The sequence below is a fragment of the Streptomyces sp. NPDC002896 genome (assembly GCF_040295225.1).
Taxonomy (GTDB): domain Bacteria; phylum Actinomycetota; class Actinomycetes; order Streptomycetales; family Streptomycetaceae; genus Streptomyces.
The window spans coordinates 1-13761 of record NZ_JBEOVA010000074.1 but is presented as its reverse complement, the minus strand read 5'-3'; the positions used below and the strand labels follow the sequence as shown (position 1 = coordinate 13761).

14 protein-coding genes and 3 pseudogenes are annotated in these 13761 nt (G+C 69.6%); 7 read left to right on the top strand and 10 right to left on the bottom strand.

From position 1 onward, the window contains the following. Window positions 1–141: 141 nt before the first annotated feature. A complete protein-coding gene (locus tag ABT009_RS46515; RefSeq protein WP_351309233.1) occupies window positions 142–1410 on the bottom strand; it encodes an MFS transporter in 1269 nt (422 codons plus the stop codon). 742 nt (window positions 1411–2152) lie between these two features. Here ABT009_RS46515 and ABT009_RS46510 point away from each other — a divergent pair. The 3 genes from ABT009_RS46510 (at window position 2153) to ABT009_RS46500 (ending at window position 4813) form a co-directional block, all read left to right on the top strand. Next, window positions 2153–3157, top strand: coding sequence for a C-terminal binding protein (locus tag ABT009_RS46510; protein WP_351309230.1), 1005 nt, complete (start codon window positions 2153–2155; stop codon window positions 3155–3157). Then, complete coding sequence (locus ABT009_RS46505; RefSeq protein ID WP_351309227.1) at window positions 3154–4218, top strand: phosphotransferase family protein; 1065 nt, start codon at window positions 3154–3156, stop codon at window positions 4216–4218. Before ABT009_RS46510 ends, ABT009_RS46505 begins: the two co-directional genes overlap by 4 nt. A 64-nt stretch (window positions 4219–4282) precedes the next feature. Beyond that, entirely contained in the window at window positions 4283–4813 is a 531-nt protein-coding gene (locus tag ABT009_RS46500) for a cupin domain-containing protein (protein ID WP_351309225.1), read from the top strand. 592 nt (window positions 4814–5405) lie between these two features. Here ABT009_RS46500 and ABT009_RS46495 read toward each other — a convergent pair. From ABT009_RS46495 to ABT009_RS46470, 6 genes and pseudogenes are all read right to left on the bottom strand, one after another. Continuing rightward, window positions 5406–5581, bottom strand: a pseudogene (locus ABT009_RS46495) (deferrochelatase/peroxidase EfeB); the annotation flags it as partial. Window positions 5582–5638: 57 nt separating this feature from the next. Continuing rightward, window positions 5639–6058, bottom strand: coding sequence for a carboxymuconolactone decarboxylase family protein (locus tag ABT009_RS46490; RefSeq protein WP_351309222.1), 420 nt, complete (start codon window positions 6056–6058; stop codon window positions 5639–5641). Beyond that, on the bottom strand, window positions 6055–6264 hold the full coding sequence (locus tag ABT009_RS46485) for a MerR family transcriptional regulator (protein WP_351309219.1): 210 nt from the start codon (window positions 6262–6264) through the stop codon (window positions 6055–6057). Before ABT009_RS46485 ends, ABT009_RS46490 begins: the two co-directional genes overlap by 4 nt. Before the next feature lie 83 nt (window positions 6265–6347). Then, window positions 6348–6563, bottom strand: a pseudogene (locus tag ABT009_RS46480) (MerR family DNA-binding transcriptional regulator); the annotation flags it as partial. Between the two features lie 125 nt (window positions 6564–6688). After that, a complete protein-coding gene (locus ABT009_RS46475; RefSeq protein WP_351309216.1) occupies window positions 6689–6859 on the bottom strand; it encodes a hypothetical protein in 171 nt (56 codons plus the stop codon). A gap of 220 nt (window positions 6860–7079) precedes the next feature. Further along, window positions 7080–7721 (bottom strand): TetR/AcrR family transcriptional regulator, encoded by a 642-nt coding sequence (locus ABT009_RS46470; protein ID WP_351309213.1) that lies wholly within the window; start codon window positions 7719–7721, stop codon window positions 7080–7082. An 80-nt stretch (window positions 7722–7801) separates the two neighbouring features. Here ABT009_RS46470 and ABT009_RS46465 point away from each other — a divergent pair, with 80 nt between their 5' ends. Continuing rightward, window positions 7802–8527 (top strand): VC0807 family protein, encoded by a 726-nt coding sequence (locus ABT009_RS46465; protein ID WP_351309210.1) that lies wholly within the window; start codon window positions 7802–7804, stop codon window positions 8525–8527. A 136-nt stretch (window positions 8528–8663) separates the two neighbouring features. Then, the gene (locus ABT009_RS46460; protein WP_351309207.1) at window positions 8664–8873 is read left to right on the top strand and encodes a hypothetical protein; all 210 of its coding nucleotides are present in this window, start codon (window positions 8664–8666) and stop codon (window positions 8871–8873) included. Between the two features lie 89 nt (window positions 8874–8962). Here the strand turns inward: ABT009_RS46460 and ABT009_RS46455 are convergent, their stop codons facing one another. Next, window positions 8963–9178 carry a hypothetical protein gene (locus ABT009_RS46455; RefSeq protein WP_351309236.1) on the bottom strand — a complete coding sequence of 72 codons (216 nt, stop codon included), beginning with the start codon at window positions 9176–9178 and terminating at the stop codon, window positions 8963–8965. 206 nt (window positions 9179–9384) lie between these two features. After that, window positions 9385–10950 carry a GntT/GntP/DsdX family permease gene (locus ABT009_RS46450; RefSeq protein WP_351309204.1) on the bottom strand — a complete coding sequence of 522 codons (1566 nt, stop codon included), beginning with the start codon at window positions 10948–10950 and terminating at the stop codon, window positions 9385–9387. Window positions 10951–11226: 276 nt separating this feature from the next. Here ABT009_RS46450 and ABT009_RS46445 point away from each other — a divergent pair, with 276 nt between their 5' ends. Both ABT009_RS46445 and ABT009_RS46440 read left to right on the top strand, forming a co-directional pair. After that, the gene (locus ABT009_RS46445; protein ID WP_351309202.1) at window positions 11227–12867 is read left to right on the top strand and encodes a sensor histidine kinase; all 1641 of its coding nucleotides are present in this window, start codon (window positions 11227–11229) and stop codon (window positions 12865–12867) included. Further along, the gene (locus ABT009_RS46440) at window positions 12864–13547 is read left to right on the top strand and encodes a response regulator (protein ID WP_351309199.1); all 684 of its coding nucleotides are present in this window, start codon (window positions 12864–12866) and stop codon (window positions 13545–13547) included. The genes ABT009_RS46445 and ABT009_RS46440 overlap by 4 nt, the downstream gene beginning before the upstream one ends. Window positions 13548–13678: 131 nt before the next feature. On the opposite strand, the pseudogene ABT009_RS46435 reads toward ABT009_RS46440, so the two are convergent. Then, window positions 13679–13761, bottom strand: a pseudogene (locus ABT009_RS46435) (transposase); the annotation flags it as partial.

Sequence of the window (13761 nt, the reverse complement as noted above, 5' to 3'; positions counted from 1 at the left end):
CTCGATGACCGCTGCCGCCCGGCGGTGCAGCTCGGCACGGCGCGTCAGGTCGATGGCGGAGAGCACGGAGGACCGGACCAGCGGATGGGCCGGGCTCCGGCCCGGTGCAACACGGTGGCATATCGCCAGCGGGCCGGCTTACTAGCGGACCGCGTTGTTGAACTGCGAGGTGCGGACGAAGGCCAGGGCCAGGACGCCCAACAGCGGCAGCACCGTGACCTGCAGCAGCCCTGCCTGGCTCCAGCCGAAGGAGTCCACCAGCGCGGCGAAGAGCAGGCCCGAGAACGCCGCCGGTCCGTAGTAGCTGGTGACGAAGAGGCCGGAGGCGCGTCCGATCTGCCCGGGGCGGACGGCCCGCTGCATCGCGCTGTTGGTGTTGGGGTAGATGAAGCCCAGCCCGAAGGCGCCCATGAGGAAGGCGAACACGCACTGCACCCCCACTCCGGCATGCGTCTCGTAGATGCACACGCTGATGGCGGAGACGGCCAGCAGGCTCAGGATCAGCAGGTTGCGCTGGTTGAAGCGGTCACCGAGCCAGCCGCCGAACACGGCCGTCATGCCGCCGAAACCGAGGAAGCTCATGGCCAGTGCGGCCTGCCCGGCGGTGTAGTGCAGCGAGGTGATGAGGAACGTCGGGTAGAGGCCGAGGAACCCGTAGATCGCCACACCGCTGATCACCGAGTGGACGGCCAGCGCGATGGTGTTGCGGTTGTAGGCGGAGGCCGACATGTACTCGTAGGTCTTGGTCGAGACGACCTTCTCGACGGAGTGCTCGGTCAGGCCGGTCTTCACGAGGAACAGGGAGGCCGCGGCGATCAGCAGCCCGGCTGCGCCGAACAGGTAGAAGGGCGAGTGCCAGGTGCCGTGCATGCTCATGAGCTGGACGCCGATCAGCGGGGCGATGAACACGCCGATGGAGTAGCCCATGCCGATGACGCCGAAGGCGAGGCCGCGCCGGTGGGCGAAGAAGGCGCCGATCGCCGCGAAGATGGCGGCGGACTGCATGCCTTCACCGAAGCCCGAGACGACCCGGTACGCGGTCATGTCGGCGAGACCGGTCGCCAGCGGAGTGGCCATCGTGCCCAGGGAGTAGATCACGATGCTGACCAGCAGCACGGTCTTGCGTCGGAAACGGTCCAGAAGATAGCCCGCCGGCAGGCCGGCCAGGGCCATGCCGAGGGTGAAGTTCGTCGCCAGCAGCCCGCCCTGCTCCAGGGAGAACCCGTACTCCGCACGGATGTTGGGCAGCAGCGGAGGGAAGACCTGGCGGTCCATCGCGTTGACCATGTAGGAGAGGACCACCAGCAGGAAGCCCACCCCGATCATGGCTCGGGAAATGGGGGCACGGCTGCTTTCCTGCGTGTCGCCGGCGGGCACGGCACTGGTGTCGACTTGCGCTGCGTGAGTCATAGCGGCTCCTGAGAAGGAATGGGCCACGGCAGGCCGCGGCGGATCCATCGCCGTACGGGCCGTACGGGCGATGACGAGAAGCGGTGAGCTGAACACGGACTCGAGTCGGCGACGGCGATGCTGCCGCCGACTGGCGGAATAGGGGCGGTGGGCTGCCGCGCGCTCGGACGCTGCATGCGGAATTCAGCCGTATATCGCCCGTCGGGGACGTCCGTGGCTATGGCGTCTTCGACAGCCGGACCTCGTGCAGACGCTTATCGGTCACACGGTCGGCGTTGGCAGAAACCATGAAGGGAAGTCCCCGGCGCGTCAAGATGTGAACAGCGGATTTCTTCGGCGGTCCTCGTTTTCCCTGTGGTGACCGGGTTCCTCGGCCCCGAAAGGGCCCTGCCGCAGGGGTGCCGGTCAGTGTGTGTGCCCCGCACTCTTGACGTGTCGAAGACACCGAATGCTATCGTTAGCATCACGTGGCTGTGACAAAGTGATTCAACGTGCCCCGGCATCTCGTGACCCGTTCCAGGGACGTACTGCGGCGCCTCCACCGACCACAAGTCGGCGAGCGCCGGCGACACCCCACCCGAACCCAGCGACCCTCTCCACCCCACCCATGGCGGCCGACGGCCCACCGGACATGCCGACGGCCGCCCTTCCGGGGTGACGCCCAAACCTGCTCACCGGATGCGACCGGGCGAGACGCCCAGCCGTCCGCTGGGGCCGCACGATTCTGCGAGGACGACCTGCTATGAAACCACCGAGCCGCCCGGGCACCGTGCTGCTCACCGACTACGCCTGGCCCGACGATTCCGTCGAGCGATCGGTCATCGAGGAGGCGGGCCACACCCTCATCACCGGCCCCGCCGAGCCCGCCTCCCCCGAGACCATCGAGGAGCTGGTCGCCGAGCACCGTCCCGCCGGGATCCTCACCTGCTGGGCACCCGTCTCCGCCACCGCGATCGGCACCTCGCCAGATCTGCGGATCGTGGCCAGACTCGGGGTCGGCCTCGACAATATCGCTGTGGACACCGCCACCGAGCGAGGCGTCTGGGTCACCAACGTGCCGGACTACTGCGTCGAGGAGGTCTCCGACCACGCCGTCGGCATGGTGCTGGCCTGGACGCGGGGCCTGGCCGTGTTCGACCGGGAGGTCCGTGCGGGCCGTTGGGACCCCGCCGGCGCCCGGCTGCGCCGGCTGTCGACGCTGACCTGCGGCGTCGTCGGATTTGGACGCATCGGGCGCGCCACCGTGCGCAAACTGGACGCGTTCGGCTGCCGGATCCTTGCACATGATCCGTTCCCGCCGAAGGACGCCCCCGGGGTGGAGATGGTGGGCCTGGAGGAGCTGCTGCGCCGCAGCGACGTGGTGATCCTCCACGTGCCGCTCACGCCGGACACGCACCACATCATCGGCGCCGAGCAGTTGGCGCTGATGCCACCGAGCGGCCTGCTGGTCAACGTCAGCCGGGGCGGCCTGGTGGACACCGACGCGGTCGTCAAGGCGCTGGACAGCGGGCACCTGGACGGAGCCGCCTTCGACGTACTGGAGACCGAACCGCACGTCCCCGCCGCGCTGCTGGACCAGCCGGGCGCGATACTCACACCACACGTCGCCTTCTCCTCCGACGCCTCGGTCACGGAACTGCGCCGCCGCGCCGCCGAGGAGGTCGTACGGATCCTGGCGGGCGAGGCACCGGCCCACGCCTGCAACAGTCCCCGCGGTCTGACCGCCGGATCGGGTGACCTGCGATGAGCTCACCCTCCGCGCAGGTGAGCCCAGGCCCCGTACCCGACACCGCGCTGGCCGACTTCCTGATCGCCCACAAGCTCGCCGGACCCGGCGAAGCCGGGCGCTGGACGCCGCTGGCCGGCGGCGTCTCGTCCGATCTGTGGCGAGTGGACCTGCCGGGACGATCCCTCTGCATCAAGCGCGCCCTGGCCAGGCTGAAGGTCGCCGCCGACTGGCAGGCACCGGTGTCGCGCAACGCCTACGAATGGGCGTGGATGCGGTTCGCGTCCCGGCACCGGCCGGACAGCGTGCCGGAGCTGCTGGCCCACGACCCCGAAGCCGGCCTCTTCGCGATGGCGTACCTGCCCCCCGAGCGGTACCCGATGTGGAAGGCGCAACTGCTGCGCGGCGACGTGAAGGTGGCGACCGCGGCTTCCGTTGGAGAGGTGCTCGGTAACCTGCACTCGGCGAGCGCGGGCGACGCAGCCCTCGCCGCCGAGTTCGCCACCGACGAAAACTTCCACGCGCTGCGCATCGACCCGTACCTGCTGGCCACCGCGGACGCGCACCCCGGTCTGCGCGACATCCTCCATGGCCTCGCCGACCGCACGGCCACGACCCACCTGGCCCTGGTGCACGGCGATGTCAGCCCCAAGAACATCCTCGTCGGCCCGTCGGGGCCCGTGCTGCTGGACGCCGAGTGCGCCTGGTACGGAGACCCGGCCTTCGACCTGGCCTTCTGCGTCAATCATCTGCTCCTCAAGAGCCTGGTGGTGCCCGCGCGGCGCACCGAACTCCTGCGGTCCGCACGAGTCCTGGCCGAGGAGTACTTCCGGTGCGCCGGCTGGGAACCCCGGCCGGTCCTTGAGGCGCGGGCCGCATCACTGCTGCCGGCGCTGATGCTCGCGCGTGTGGACGGCAAGTCCCCGGTGGAGTACCTCACGGACGACCGCCACCGGCTGTTCGTACGCACGGTGGCATCGGCCCTGCTCCGGGCACCCGCCCCCACGGTGGCGGACGTCCTGGACGCCTGGGCGACCGCGCTCGAGGCCCCGACCGAGCCCGGTAGCGGCCGACCCGACTGACCCAACTGATGCCACGGGTCCGGCGGACCGGGCGGATCCGACGGACCCTACCGAGGAGAGACGCATGCGCAGAGTCGTCACCGGCCATGACGAGAACGGCAGGTCGGTCGTCGTCAGAGACGGCCCCATCCCGCGCAGCCGGGAGTTCACCAGTCTGCCGGGTTGGGTGTCCCGCCTGCCGTGGGCGACCGAACCCGGCGAACAGGTCAGTCGGACCGGCGATGACCCCACGCCGAAGGTCACCAGCCTGCTCCCTGCTCCCGGTGGCACGCGGTTCATCGTCCTGACCTTCCCGCCGGACACGGCGATGGCCGACCCGGCGTTCGACCCCGTCGCCTTCGACCGGGAGCAGCGGGCCGATTCGCCCGGCATCGCGGACCTCATGGAACCCGACGGCATGCACACGACGCCGACCGTGGACTACGGCATCGTGCTGCAGGGCGAGATCGTCCTCGAACTCGACGACGGCCACTGCACCCACCTCTCCGCAGGGGATATCGTGATCCAGAACGGCACCCGCCACGGCTGGCGCAACCGCAGCAACCAACCGGTCACGATGGCCTTCGTCCTCGTCGGCGCGGAGCGCGACGGCTGACGGGGCCGGAGCAGCTACGAGCCCGAAGCCAGGTACGCCCCCTGCAGGCGAAGCGACCGCAGTGGACACGCCGACGGGACTACCGAAGGTGCCAGTCGGCGTGGGCGGGCCCGCGCCTACCGCGCGTGCAGATGCTGTATGGCTGATGTCGACAGGGGTCTCGATGCGTCGTACTCCCCAGATTCTCCCCAGAGAGTGCCGTTGCCGAGGGCAGGGGTGACACGTCCCGGCGTCACGCGGCGGGGGCAGCGAGGGCATGGCCTCTTGGTGCCGATGGGTCGCAAGCGTGCAAATTGGCTGGAGAGTTGGGCCTGCCTTCCAGGAAGAGAGCGTGGTGCCGCTGGACACCGAGGTGGAGGTCATCGACCTCGGCATCGCACCGGGCGGCCCGTCCCCGGCCCAACTGTTGCCCGGACTGGGCGCGGCCGGCGACATCAAGGCGGCGATTGCGTTCTCGTTGATCGGCCGCGATCGCGAGTGGGTGCGGACAGGGCGGTGGGACGCCAAGGGGCGCTCACGCCGCGTGTCGGCCGCCGGGAAACGGGGAGTGGGAGCCATCGGGACATGCCTCGGCGGGGTCAGCCGTGCAGGGGGAGCGTCCGAGCCGGTCGGAGCGGTCGCGTGCGCCGTGGAGGGCGAGGAAGTAGCCGCCTCCGGCGGGGGTGATGTAGTCGACCAGGGCTCGTCGATGAGCCACGTCTGGGTGGCCTCGAAGTGGCGGACCACGTCCTGCTGGTAGCAGCAGAACACCAGGCCCACGTCGAGGTTGGCAAAACCCATCGCCGACGTCTCCGGCGGTCTGGACTCTACTTCCCTTGTCTGTGGTTACTGGGGCTTGACGGGGAGGAGTCCGCGTTCGCCGAATACCTTCTTGGCGACGAAGGTGGCGTTGAGGGCCTTGGGCATACCGCAGTAGACAGCGGAGTGCAGCAGCGCCTCGACAATCTCATCGGAGGTGATGCCGACGTTGAGGGCGGCGTTGATGTGCACTTCCAGCTGCGGTTCGCAGCCGCCGAGGGCGGTGAGCATCCCGAGGGTGACCAGCTGCCGGTCGCGTGGGGGCAAGGCGGGGCGGTCGTAGATCTCGCCGAAGGCCCAGGCGACGACCTGATGGCCGAGTTCGGGGTTGATGTCGGCGAGGGAGTCGACGACTCGCTGGCCGCCTTCGCCGTCGACGAGGGTGAGGATCTCCATGCCACGGTTGAAGCGGTCCTGGCGAGTCTCGGCGGGTGGGGTGGTGCTCATGGGTGTGTATCCGTTTCTCGCTGCTCGTCGAGCAGCGTCTCGTAGTGCTTGATCTTCTCGTCCAGCGCGGTGGCGTCGTGCCACAGGTTGGGTATGCGCTCGGCGAGGTCGCTGCGGTGGGTGCGGAGCATGGCCAGCCGGACGGCGATGGTGGTGTCGTCGGCGGCCCGTGGTTGGGCGAAGTGCTGCATCTCGGTGATCGGCATGCCGGTCTCGCGTAGCCGCGGAACTCCAGTCGTGGCAGAGCGGCTGCCGCGTAACGGCGCTGGTCGCCGGTGGTGCGCCCGGCCTGCTCGATCAGCCCGGCGTGCTCGTAGTAGCGCAGTGTGTCCGGAGAGAGTCCGGTCCGTTCGGCGATCGTGAGCGTTGGCTCCCCCTGCGGGAGGGGTTTCCGTCGGCCATGAAAAGACCGTAGTACTTGGAGCGTGCTCCAGGTCAAACTCTGGGCGGTGTGAAGGGCGTCACGCTGCCCTGCCGTCCCGTCAGGCGCTGGCTGATGCCCCACGGGTCGGCGGGGTTCCGCTCACCGGGTGGGCGGATGGTTGCGCTCGGTTCGTGAATCGCTCCCGGAAGGCCGGCAGCCGTACCCGACGGACGCGGGAGAGACACGGCGCGATCCAGTCAAGGACGTCAGGCGTCCACGAACTCCTTGAGCATCTCGTCGAGATCGGCCAGCGTGCCGGCGACCGTCGTTCCGTACCGGGCCTCTCGGATGGTGACGCAGGTGGCAGTGAGGTCGGCCAGCTCAAGAATCAGATTGAAGAACTCCCCCTGATCGCGGGCGAACGTCATACCGAGCACGTCGCCCGCACTGTCCTGGTCCAGGACGAGCCCGCGGGATCACCGGAAGGGCGTTCAGCAGGGTGCCTCAGAGGCCTCGGTTCCGGGCGGCTTCCTCAGTCGAGTCACGAAGTTCGTCGACCCTCTGCGCGTTCTCGCCTGAGCCAAGACGTTGTGCCACGCCCGGTCATCATGCCGCTGGTACACGGCGAGCGTGATCCGGGGTCCAGAAGCTTGGCTGCTATGGGCGGACGCAGTAGTCGTGCAGGCCGGTGGCGAGGAGTTCGAAGGCCTGCTCGGCGTGGGCCACCGCGTCTGGGTAGACCTCATCGGCGCTCTCCCCGTCGAACAGGCGGCGCAGGTTCTCGGTGATGAGCGCCTCGCGGGTGCCGATGAGTTGGGACGCGGCAGCGCGCGCCAGGACGTCGGGGTGTTCGGTGGGCGCGGCCAACTCCTGGGCGAGTAGCTGCTGGTCGCGATCCCTGAGGACCACGACGCGCTGGGCAAGGGCAGGGGTCTGGTGCAGCAGACGGTGCACGCTCAGAACCTTGCGATCGTCGTTGAGGCCGGTGGAGGCGTCGCGCCGGGCGAGAGCGGCGAGGTAGTCACGGCGCAGCGCTGCGATGGCCGATTCTCCGCGAGCCCGCTCGCGCACGGCGCGTGCGGGATCACCGACGTGGTCGGCCATCGGGCGCATGGCCAGGTCTTCTTTGGCGGGGAAGTAGTTGAAAACCGTCATCTTCGAGACGTTCGCCGCGGCGGCGATCTGCGTCACCGTGACGTTGTCGAAGCCGTGCTGAAGGAAGAGGCCGATGGCCGTCTCCCAGAGCATCTGCGCGGTCTGGAGCTTCTTGCGCTCGCGCAAGCCGGGCTGAGCAGTCATGTCATCGACTATACCTCGTCAATCTTTGATCCAAGATAAAACATTGACTTGGTACATCATTCGGGGATACGGTCTTCGCCATGACAACGAACTCCACGCCCGAGGCCTCGGCCGCCCCCACTATGGCCCCGGCAAGCGTCTCCCCCGCCGGGGAAGGCGGCGCCTCCCGCAATGCCCTCGTCCCGGCCTGGACCCCGCTCGTCGTCGACGTGGGCCTACCCCTCGGAGGCTTCTACCTGCTCAGTGACGGCTTCGGCGTCGGAACCGTCACCGCCCTGGCGATCTCCAGCATCCCGCCGGCCCTCAGCGCCCTGTGGACGGCCATTCGGCACCGCAAGTCCAACGGGCTCGCAGCGCTCATGCTCGCCGTCAACCTCGTCGGCATCGCCTTGAGCACCGCCGCCGGTGACGCCCGCCTGATGCTCGCCAAGGACGCCGCCATCAGCAGCGTCATCGGCATCGCCATCCTGGTCTCGGTCGCGACCGCACGACCCCTGATGTCCACCGCCATGAAGCCCGTGATCACCAAGGGAGACGCCGCCAAGCTGACCGCCTGGGACCGCCTGAGCACCTCCTGCGCCGACTTCCGAACCGCCGAGCGGCACTTTTCCACCGTGTGGGGCCTGGCTCTGCTGGGCGAGGCCATCACCCGCGTCGTCTGCGCCTACACCCTGCCCGTCCACACGGTCGTATCCCTCCACGTGGTCCTGGTCGCCGGCGCCATCGTGGTCGCCATCCGCGGCTCGAAGACCCACGCTGAACGCATCGGCGCCCTGCTGCGGCGCGCCACCGAGAAGGACGCCTGACCGCCCCTCGCCGTCCACGGGCCTCGACAAGGGACCACGACGTGCGATGCCACGGCATCGACTACGACACGGCTGCGCCCCGTTCGGACACCGCACCGGCAGACCGCACTTCGGCCCAGACACCGACCACCGCGACATGGCGATCATCACCCGCGACCTTCAGCGCACCGCTGCCGATGCGGCCTCCGAGGCCGGCCTGGAGGGCTGGTTGTCCCCGGTCCCCCGCGACCTGCCGCCCGAGCAACTTCTCAGCCATTCCGCCGACTACGCCGAACGCGCACCGCGTGGGCTTGCTGGTCGCCAACGGCTCGACAGCAGTCGGTCGGTGTCGGCTCAAATGCTGTGACGCTGCCGGCCTCGAGCGCCGGGCGGAGCCGACGCCGAGCAGGTGGCCGGCGCGCACCACCTGTTGGCCCTGGTCTGGGCCGACGGCGGCTACACCGGCACCCTCTTCGAGTTCTGCTTCACCGCACTGGCGCTGGTGGTGCGGCGCACCACCAGCGCCAGTGCGATGGTGTGCTGGTCGATGACGCTGCTCATGACCCGTCGCCTGGCCGCGACGCGATGCCGTCGGCAGTAGCCGCGCTCGAACGCGATGATCTCCAGCTCGTCCGGGCTCTTGCGCCTGCGGGCCTGCGACGCGGCCGACATGCCGTCTCTGTACCTGATGCCTGACGTGGCAGAGTCCGTGAGCGGCGGACTGTTGAGCGGGAATGGCGCGTCAGCGGCATCGGTAGGGACACGGATCCGGCCGGGGCCTGCCCGGTCTCGCGCGCCGGGAGGCCGGCGCAGGGACAGGCCCCCGAGGGTGATTCGGACGCCCGCACACGCGCGGGCGTCCGTTCGCGTGTCGCGCGTCAGCCGGCCAATGCGCTGAGCGCAAGTATGGCGCCGAGGGATGTCAGGGACAGCAGTGTGTGGGAGGCCGTCCATGTGCGGAGTGTTCCGCCGACTGTGAGGCCGAAGTACTCCTTGAACATCCAGAACGAGGCGTCGTTGACGTGCCCGAGGAACGCCGCGCCGGAGCCGAGCGCGAGGGCCAGCAGGGCTGCGTGGGTGGTGTCCAGGCCGTGTGCCAGCGGGCCCACGATGCCGGCTGCCGCCACGGTGGCCACGGTGCCGGAGCCCGTCGCCGTCCGCATGAGCGCGGCCGTCAGCCAGGCCAGCAGGATCAGTGGGACGTGCAGGTGTTGGGCGGCCAGTCCGATCGCGGAGTTGACGCCGGAGTCGCGAAGGGCCTGGGAATAGCCGCCGCCGGCCCCGACGATCACCAGAACCCCGGCGATCGGCGGGAAGGACCTGGACAGTGTCTCGTGCACCTGACGGCGTGAGGCGCCGGCGGTCCAGCCGAAGGTGAACAGAGCCATCACGACCGCGACGAGCAGGGCGACGACCGGAGTGCCGAGGAACTCGACGGTGGTGAGGACGGCGCCGTGGGCCCAGCCGAAGGTGTCGCAGGTGGCCTTGAGCATCATGAGCGCGACCGGCAGCAGGATGGTGCCGATGGTGACCGAGAAGCGTGGCGTGCGGCGGTTGTCCTGAAGCCGGTCCGGGACCTCCTCGTGGTCCGGGAGGATCGGCGTGGGATGACCGGACACGGTCGCTGCGGTCGTGGTCGTCAGGGACGCCGCCGCGGTCGCGGTCGCCGTGGCCCTGTCCGCGAACTGTACGGAGAATTCGGCGCGGTTGGACGTGGTGTCGGCGGTGACGGTGCCCGCCGTGGTGAACGCCGCCAACGCGGACTCGGGTACCCGGGCGGTGACCCGCGGCCAGATGTACGCGGTGAAGAGCGGGCCGACGACGACGGCGCAGGGGACGGCGACGATCAGACCGTAGACCAGGGTGAGGCCGATGTCGGCGTGCACCGCGCTGATGGCCACCAGGACCCCGGGGTGCGGGGGGACGAGGGCGTGCACGGTGGCCAGACCGGCCATGGCGGGGATGCCGGCCCGCAGCACTGGTTGGCCGGCGCGCCGGGCGATCTGGAGCACCAGGGGAACCAACATGACGAAGCCGACTTCGAAGAACATCGGCAGGCCCACGACGCAGGCGATCAGGGTGATGGCCCACGGCAGCCGTCGGGGCCCGGCGACGCGGGTGAGCGTCGCCACGATCTGGTCGATGCCGCCGGAATCCGCCATCAGGCGGCCGAGCACCGCACCGAGGACGATCAGGACGCCGACCTTGCCGATGGTGGCGCCGACACCGGCCGTGAACGAGTCCGCCGCCTTTTCGACGTTCTCCCCGGACAGCATGGAGACGGTGAATGCGCCCAGCATGAGTGCGAGGAAGGCGTGCAGCCTGGCCCACCCGATGAGGACGACGACCGTCGCGATGGACAGGCCCACCAGGACCAGCAGCCAGGTGTCGTGACCGGACCAGGCCCCGGCCACGGTGGCCGATTTCGCGGACTGTGATGCCAACTCTGCCATCATGTGAATTCAGCTTTCCCTATGGGGGCGGTTGTCCCGTTTACGGACTTCCGGGATTTCCGTCGACGTCGGAGTGTTTCCCGTTCTCTGAAGTCCCCGCATTCGCCCAGTTCTTCGGCTCGGGCTTGCGGCACCGTACGTGCAGCTCGCAGCGCACCACCAGGGGTTCAACGGTTGCGCTGATTAAGAACGGCGTAAATCTTTCAGCGCGTTCTGCTCGTTTAGTGCACAGGGAAGTGTCCGCTGTTTTCCGGATACACTTACGTCATGCTCCGCGCCCCCCGTATGGCCACTCAGGCGTTGCTCGCCCAAGTGGCAGTACTCGTTGTTGTGCTGGGTGCCGGGCTCGCGATCACGGTGGAGCTCCTGCGGCACTCGTCCGAGAGGCAGTACGAGCAGCGCGCGCTGGCGGTGGCACGAACCGTGGCCGAGGACCCCGTCGTTGCACGGCGCGTCGGCGCCGGGGCGGACCCCGGAGGAGAGGTGGAGGACATCGCCGAAGCGGTGCGCCGTCGTACCGGGATGCTCTTCGTCGTGGTGACCGACCGGCACGGCATCCGCTACGCGCACCCGGACCCGGCCGAGGTGGGCAAGGAGGTCAGTACCCCGCCGACCGCGCTGGACGGCCGCGATTCCGTGTCGGTCCAGCGTGGGACGCTCGGCGTCTCCGCGCGTGCCAAGGTTCCGCTCCGCTCGGCGGACGGCACGATCGTCGGCGAGGTCAGTACCGGCGTACGAGTCGGGACGGCGCTGGAGGCCGCCGCTCCGCTGATTCGTGACCAGGCCGTGCTGTCGACCGGGGCGCTGTTCCTCGGCGTCGGGGTTACGGTGCTGCTGACCCGCCGCCTCAAGAAGCAGACCCACGGCCTGGAACCGGCCGAGCTCGCCGAACTGCTGCGTGAGCAGCAGGCCGTGCTGCACGGCGTCGGCGACGGTGTGCTCGCCGTGGACCCGTTGAACCGGATCACGGTGTGCAACGAGGAGGCGGCGCGGCTGCTCGGCGGCCCGGTGCCGCCGGGTACGGCGCTGCCCGATTCGGGCCTGCCGCCCCCGGTGCAGCGTGTGTTGGGGGAACGTCAGGAACTGCGCCAGAGCGTGGCGGTGGTCGGCTCACGGATGCTCGTGATGACCTCGCAGTCGGTGCGCCGCGGCGAATGTGACCTCGGTCACGTGCTGACCCTGCGCGACCGTACCGAACTGGACGAACTGGAGTGCGAGCGGTCCGCGTTGCGGGCACTCTCGGACGCCCTGCGCGCCCAGGCGCACGAGTACACCAACCGCCTGCACACACTGTCCGGAATGCTCGCCGCCGGGGATGTGCCGGACGCACAGGCATACCTGCGAGAACTGGCCGCGGCCCCACTGGCCACCGAGAGCCGCGACGGTGCCCGGATCGCCGACCCCTATCTGCGCGGCCTGCTCGCCGCCAAGACGGCGACCGCCTCCGAACACGGCGTGGAACTGCGCCTGGACGACGACTCCAACCTGCCGGGTCGGCTGACCGAACCGCTGGATGTGGTGAGCGTGGTGGGCAACCTGCTGGACAACGCCGTGCGCGCGGCCGCGAGCGGGCGGCGCAGACCCGCCTGGGCGGAGCTGAGCGTGCTGGCCGAGGGGGATACGCTGCATGTGGCCGTGGTCGACAGCGGTGACGGGGTGCCGGACGAGGACGTCGAGCAGCTGTTCCAGCGGGGATTCACCACCCGAAGCGCAGGGCAACGGCCCAGTCACGGCATCGGTCTCTTCCTCGCCCGCCAGCTCGTGACCAAGCACGGTGGCGAACTGCGCCTGGGGCAGGCGGGCGGGGCGGAGCACGGAGCCGTGTTCCTGGTCAGCGTGCCCGGTGCGCTGGAGCGGCGGTCCCGCACGAAGTCGGAACTCCAGGCGACTCACGGAGGTATGCGGTGATCCGGGTTCTGGTCGTGGACGACGACTACCGTGTCGCCGAACTCCACGCCCGCTACGTACGGGCGACCGACGGCTTCACCGTGGCGGGCACCGTCCAGTCGGCGGCCAGAGCCGTGGAGTTGAGCCGCACGCTGCAGCCCGATCTGATCCTGCTCGACCTGTATCTGCCCGACCGTCTGGGGACCGACGTGCTGCCGGCGCTGACCGGCGACGTGTTGATGGTGACTGCCGCCGCCGACGCCGCCCAGGTGCGGTCGGCACTGGGGCACGGCGCCGTCGGATACCTGATCAAGCCGTTCGACGACAGCGACCTGCGCAAGCGTCTGGCTGCGTACGCCCGTTACCGGACCCAGCTCGCCACCGACCGCCCCCTGGCCCAGGACCAGGTGGACCGTGCGCTGCGCACCCTGCACGGCGCGGACCGCTCGAGCCGAGCCCGCCGGCCGCGCACCACGCCCACGGGGAAGCTCGTCGCGGACGCCGTCCGCTCCACCGACGGGTCGGTCACCGCCAGCGCGGTTGCCGAGCGTCTGGGTGTCTCCCGGCCGACCGCCCAGCGCTACCTCGCCGATCTCGCCGCCGACGGCACGGTCCGCGTCGAGCTGCGTTACGGTGCTGCCGGCCGCCCCGAGCACCTCTACGCCTGGAGCGGCGAGAACCCGGCCCCGGATCCGGGCTGACCCTCAAGGACATGGGCCGGTGAGCGGGCTGGGAGAACGGAGTCGGGGCGGTCCGTTTCGGCGCGGTGACAGCCATCGGCAGCACGGTCTGCGGCCGTCCTGGCGTCAAGCTTCTGCGTACTAGTGCCGCATCAAGCAACGTTCGCCCTGTCGATGACCTCGCGGAGCCGCTCGTCGGCGGCGTGCTTGTTCCGCCAGATGATGTAGCGGCGGA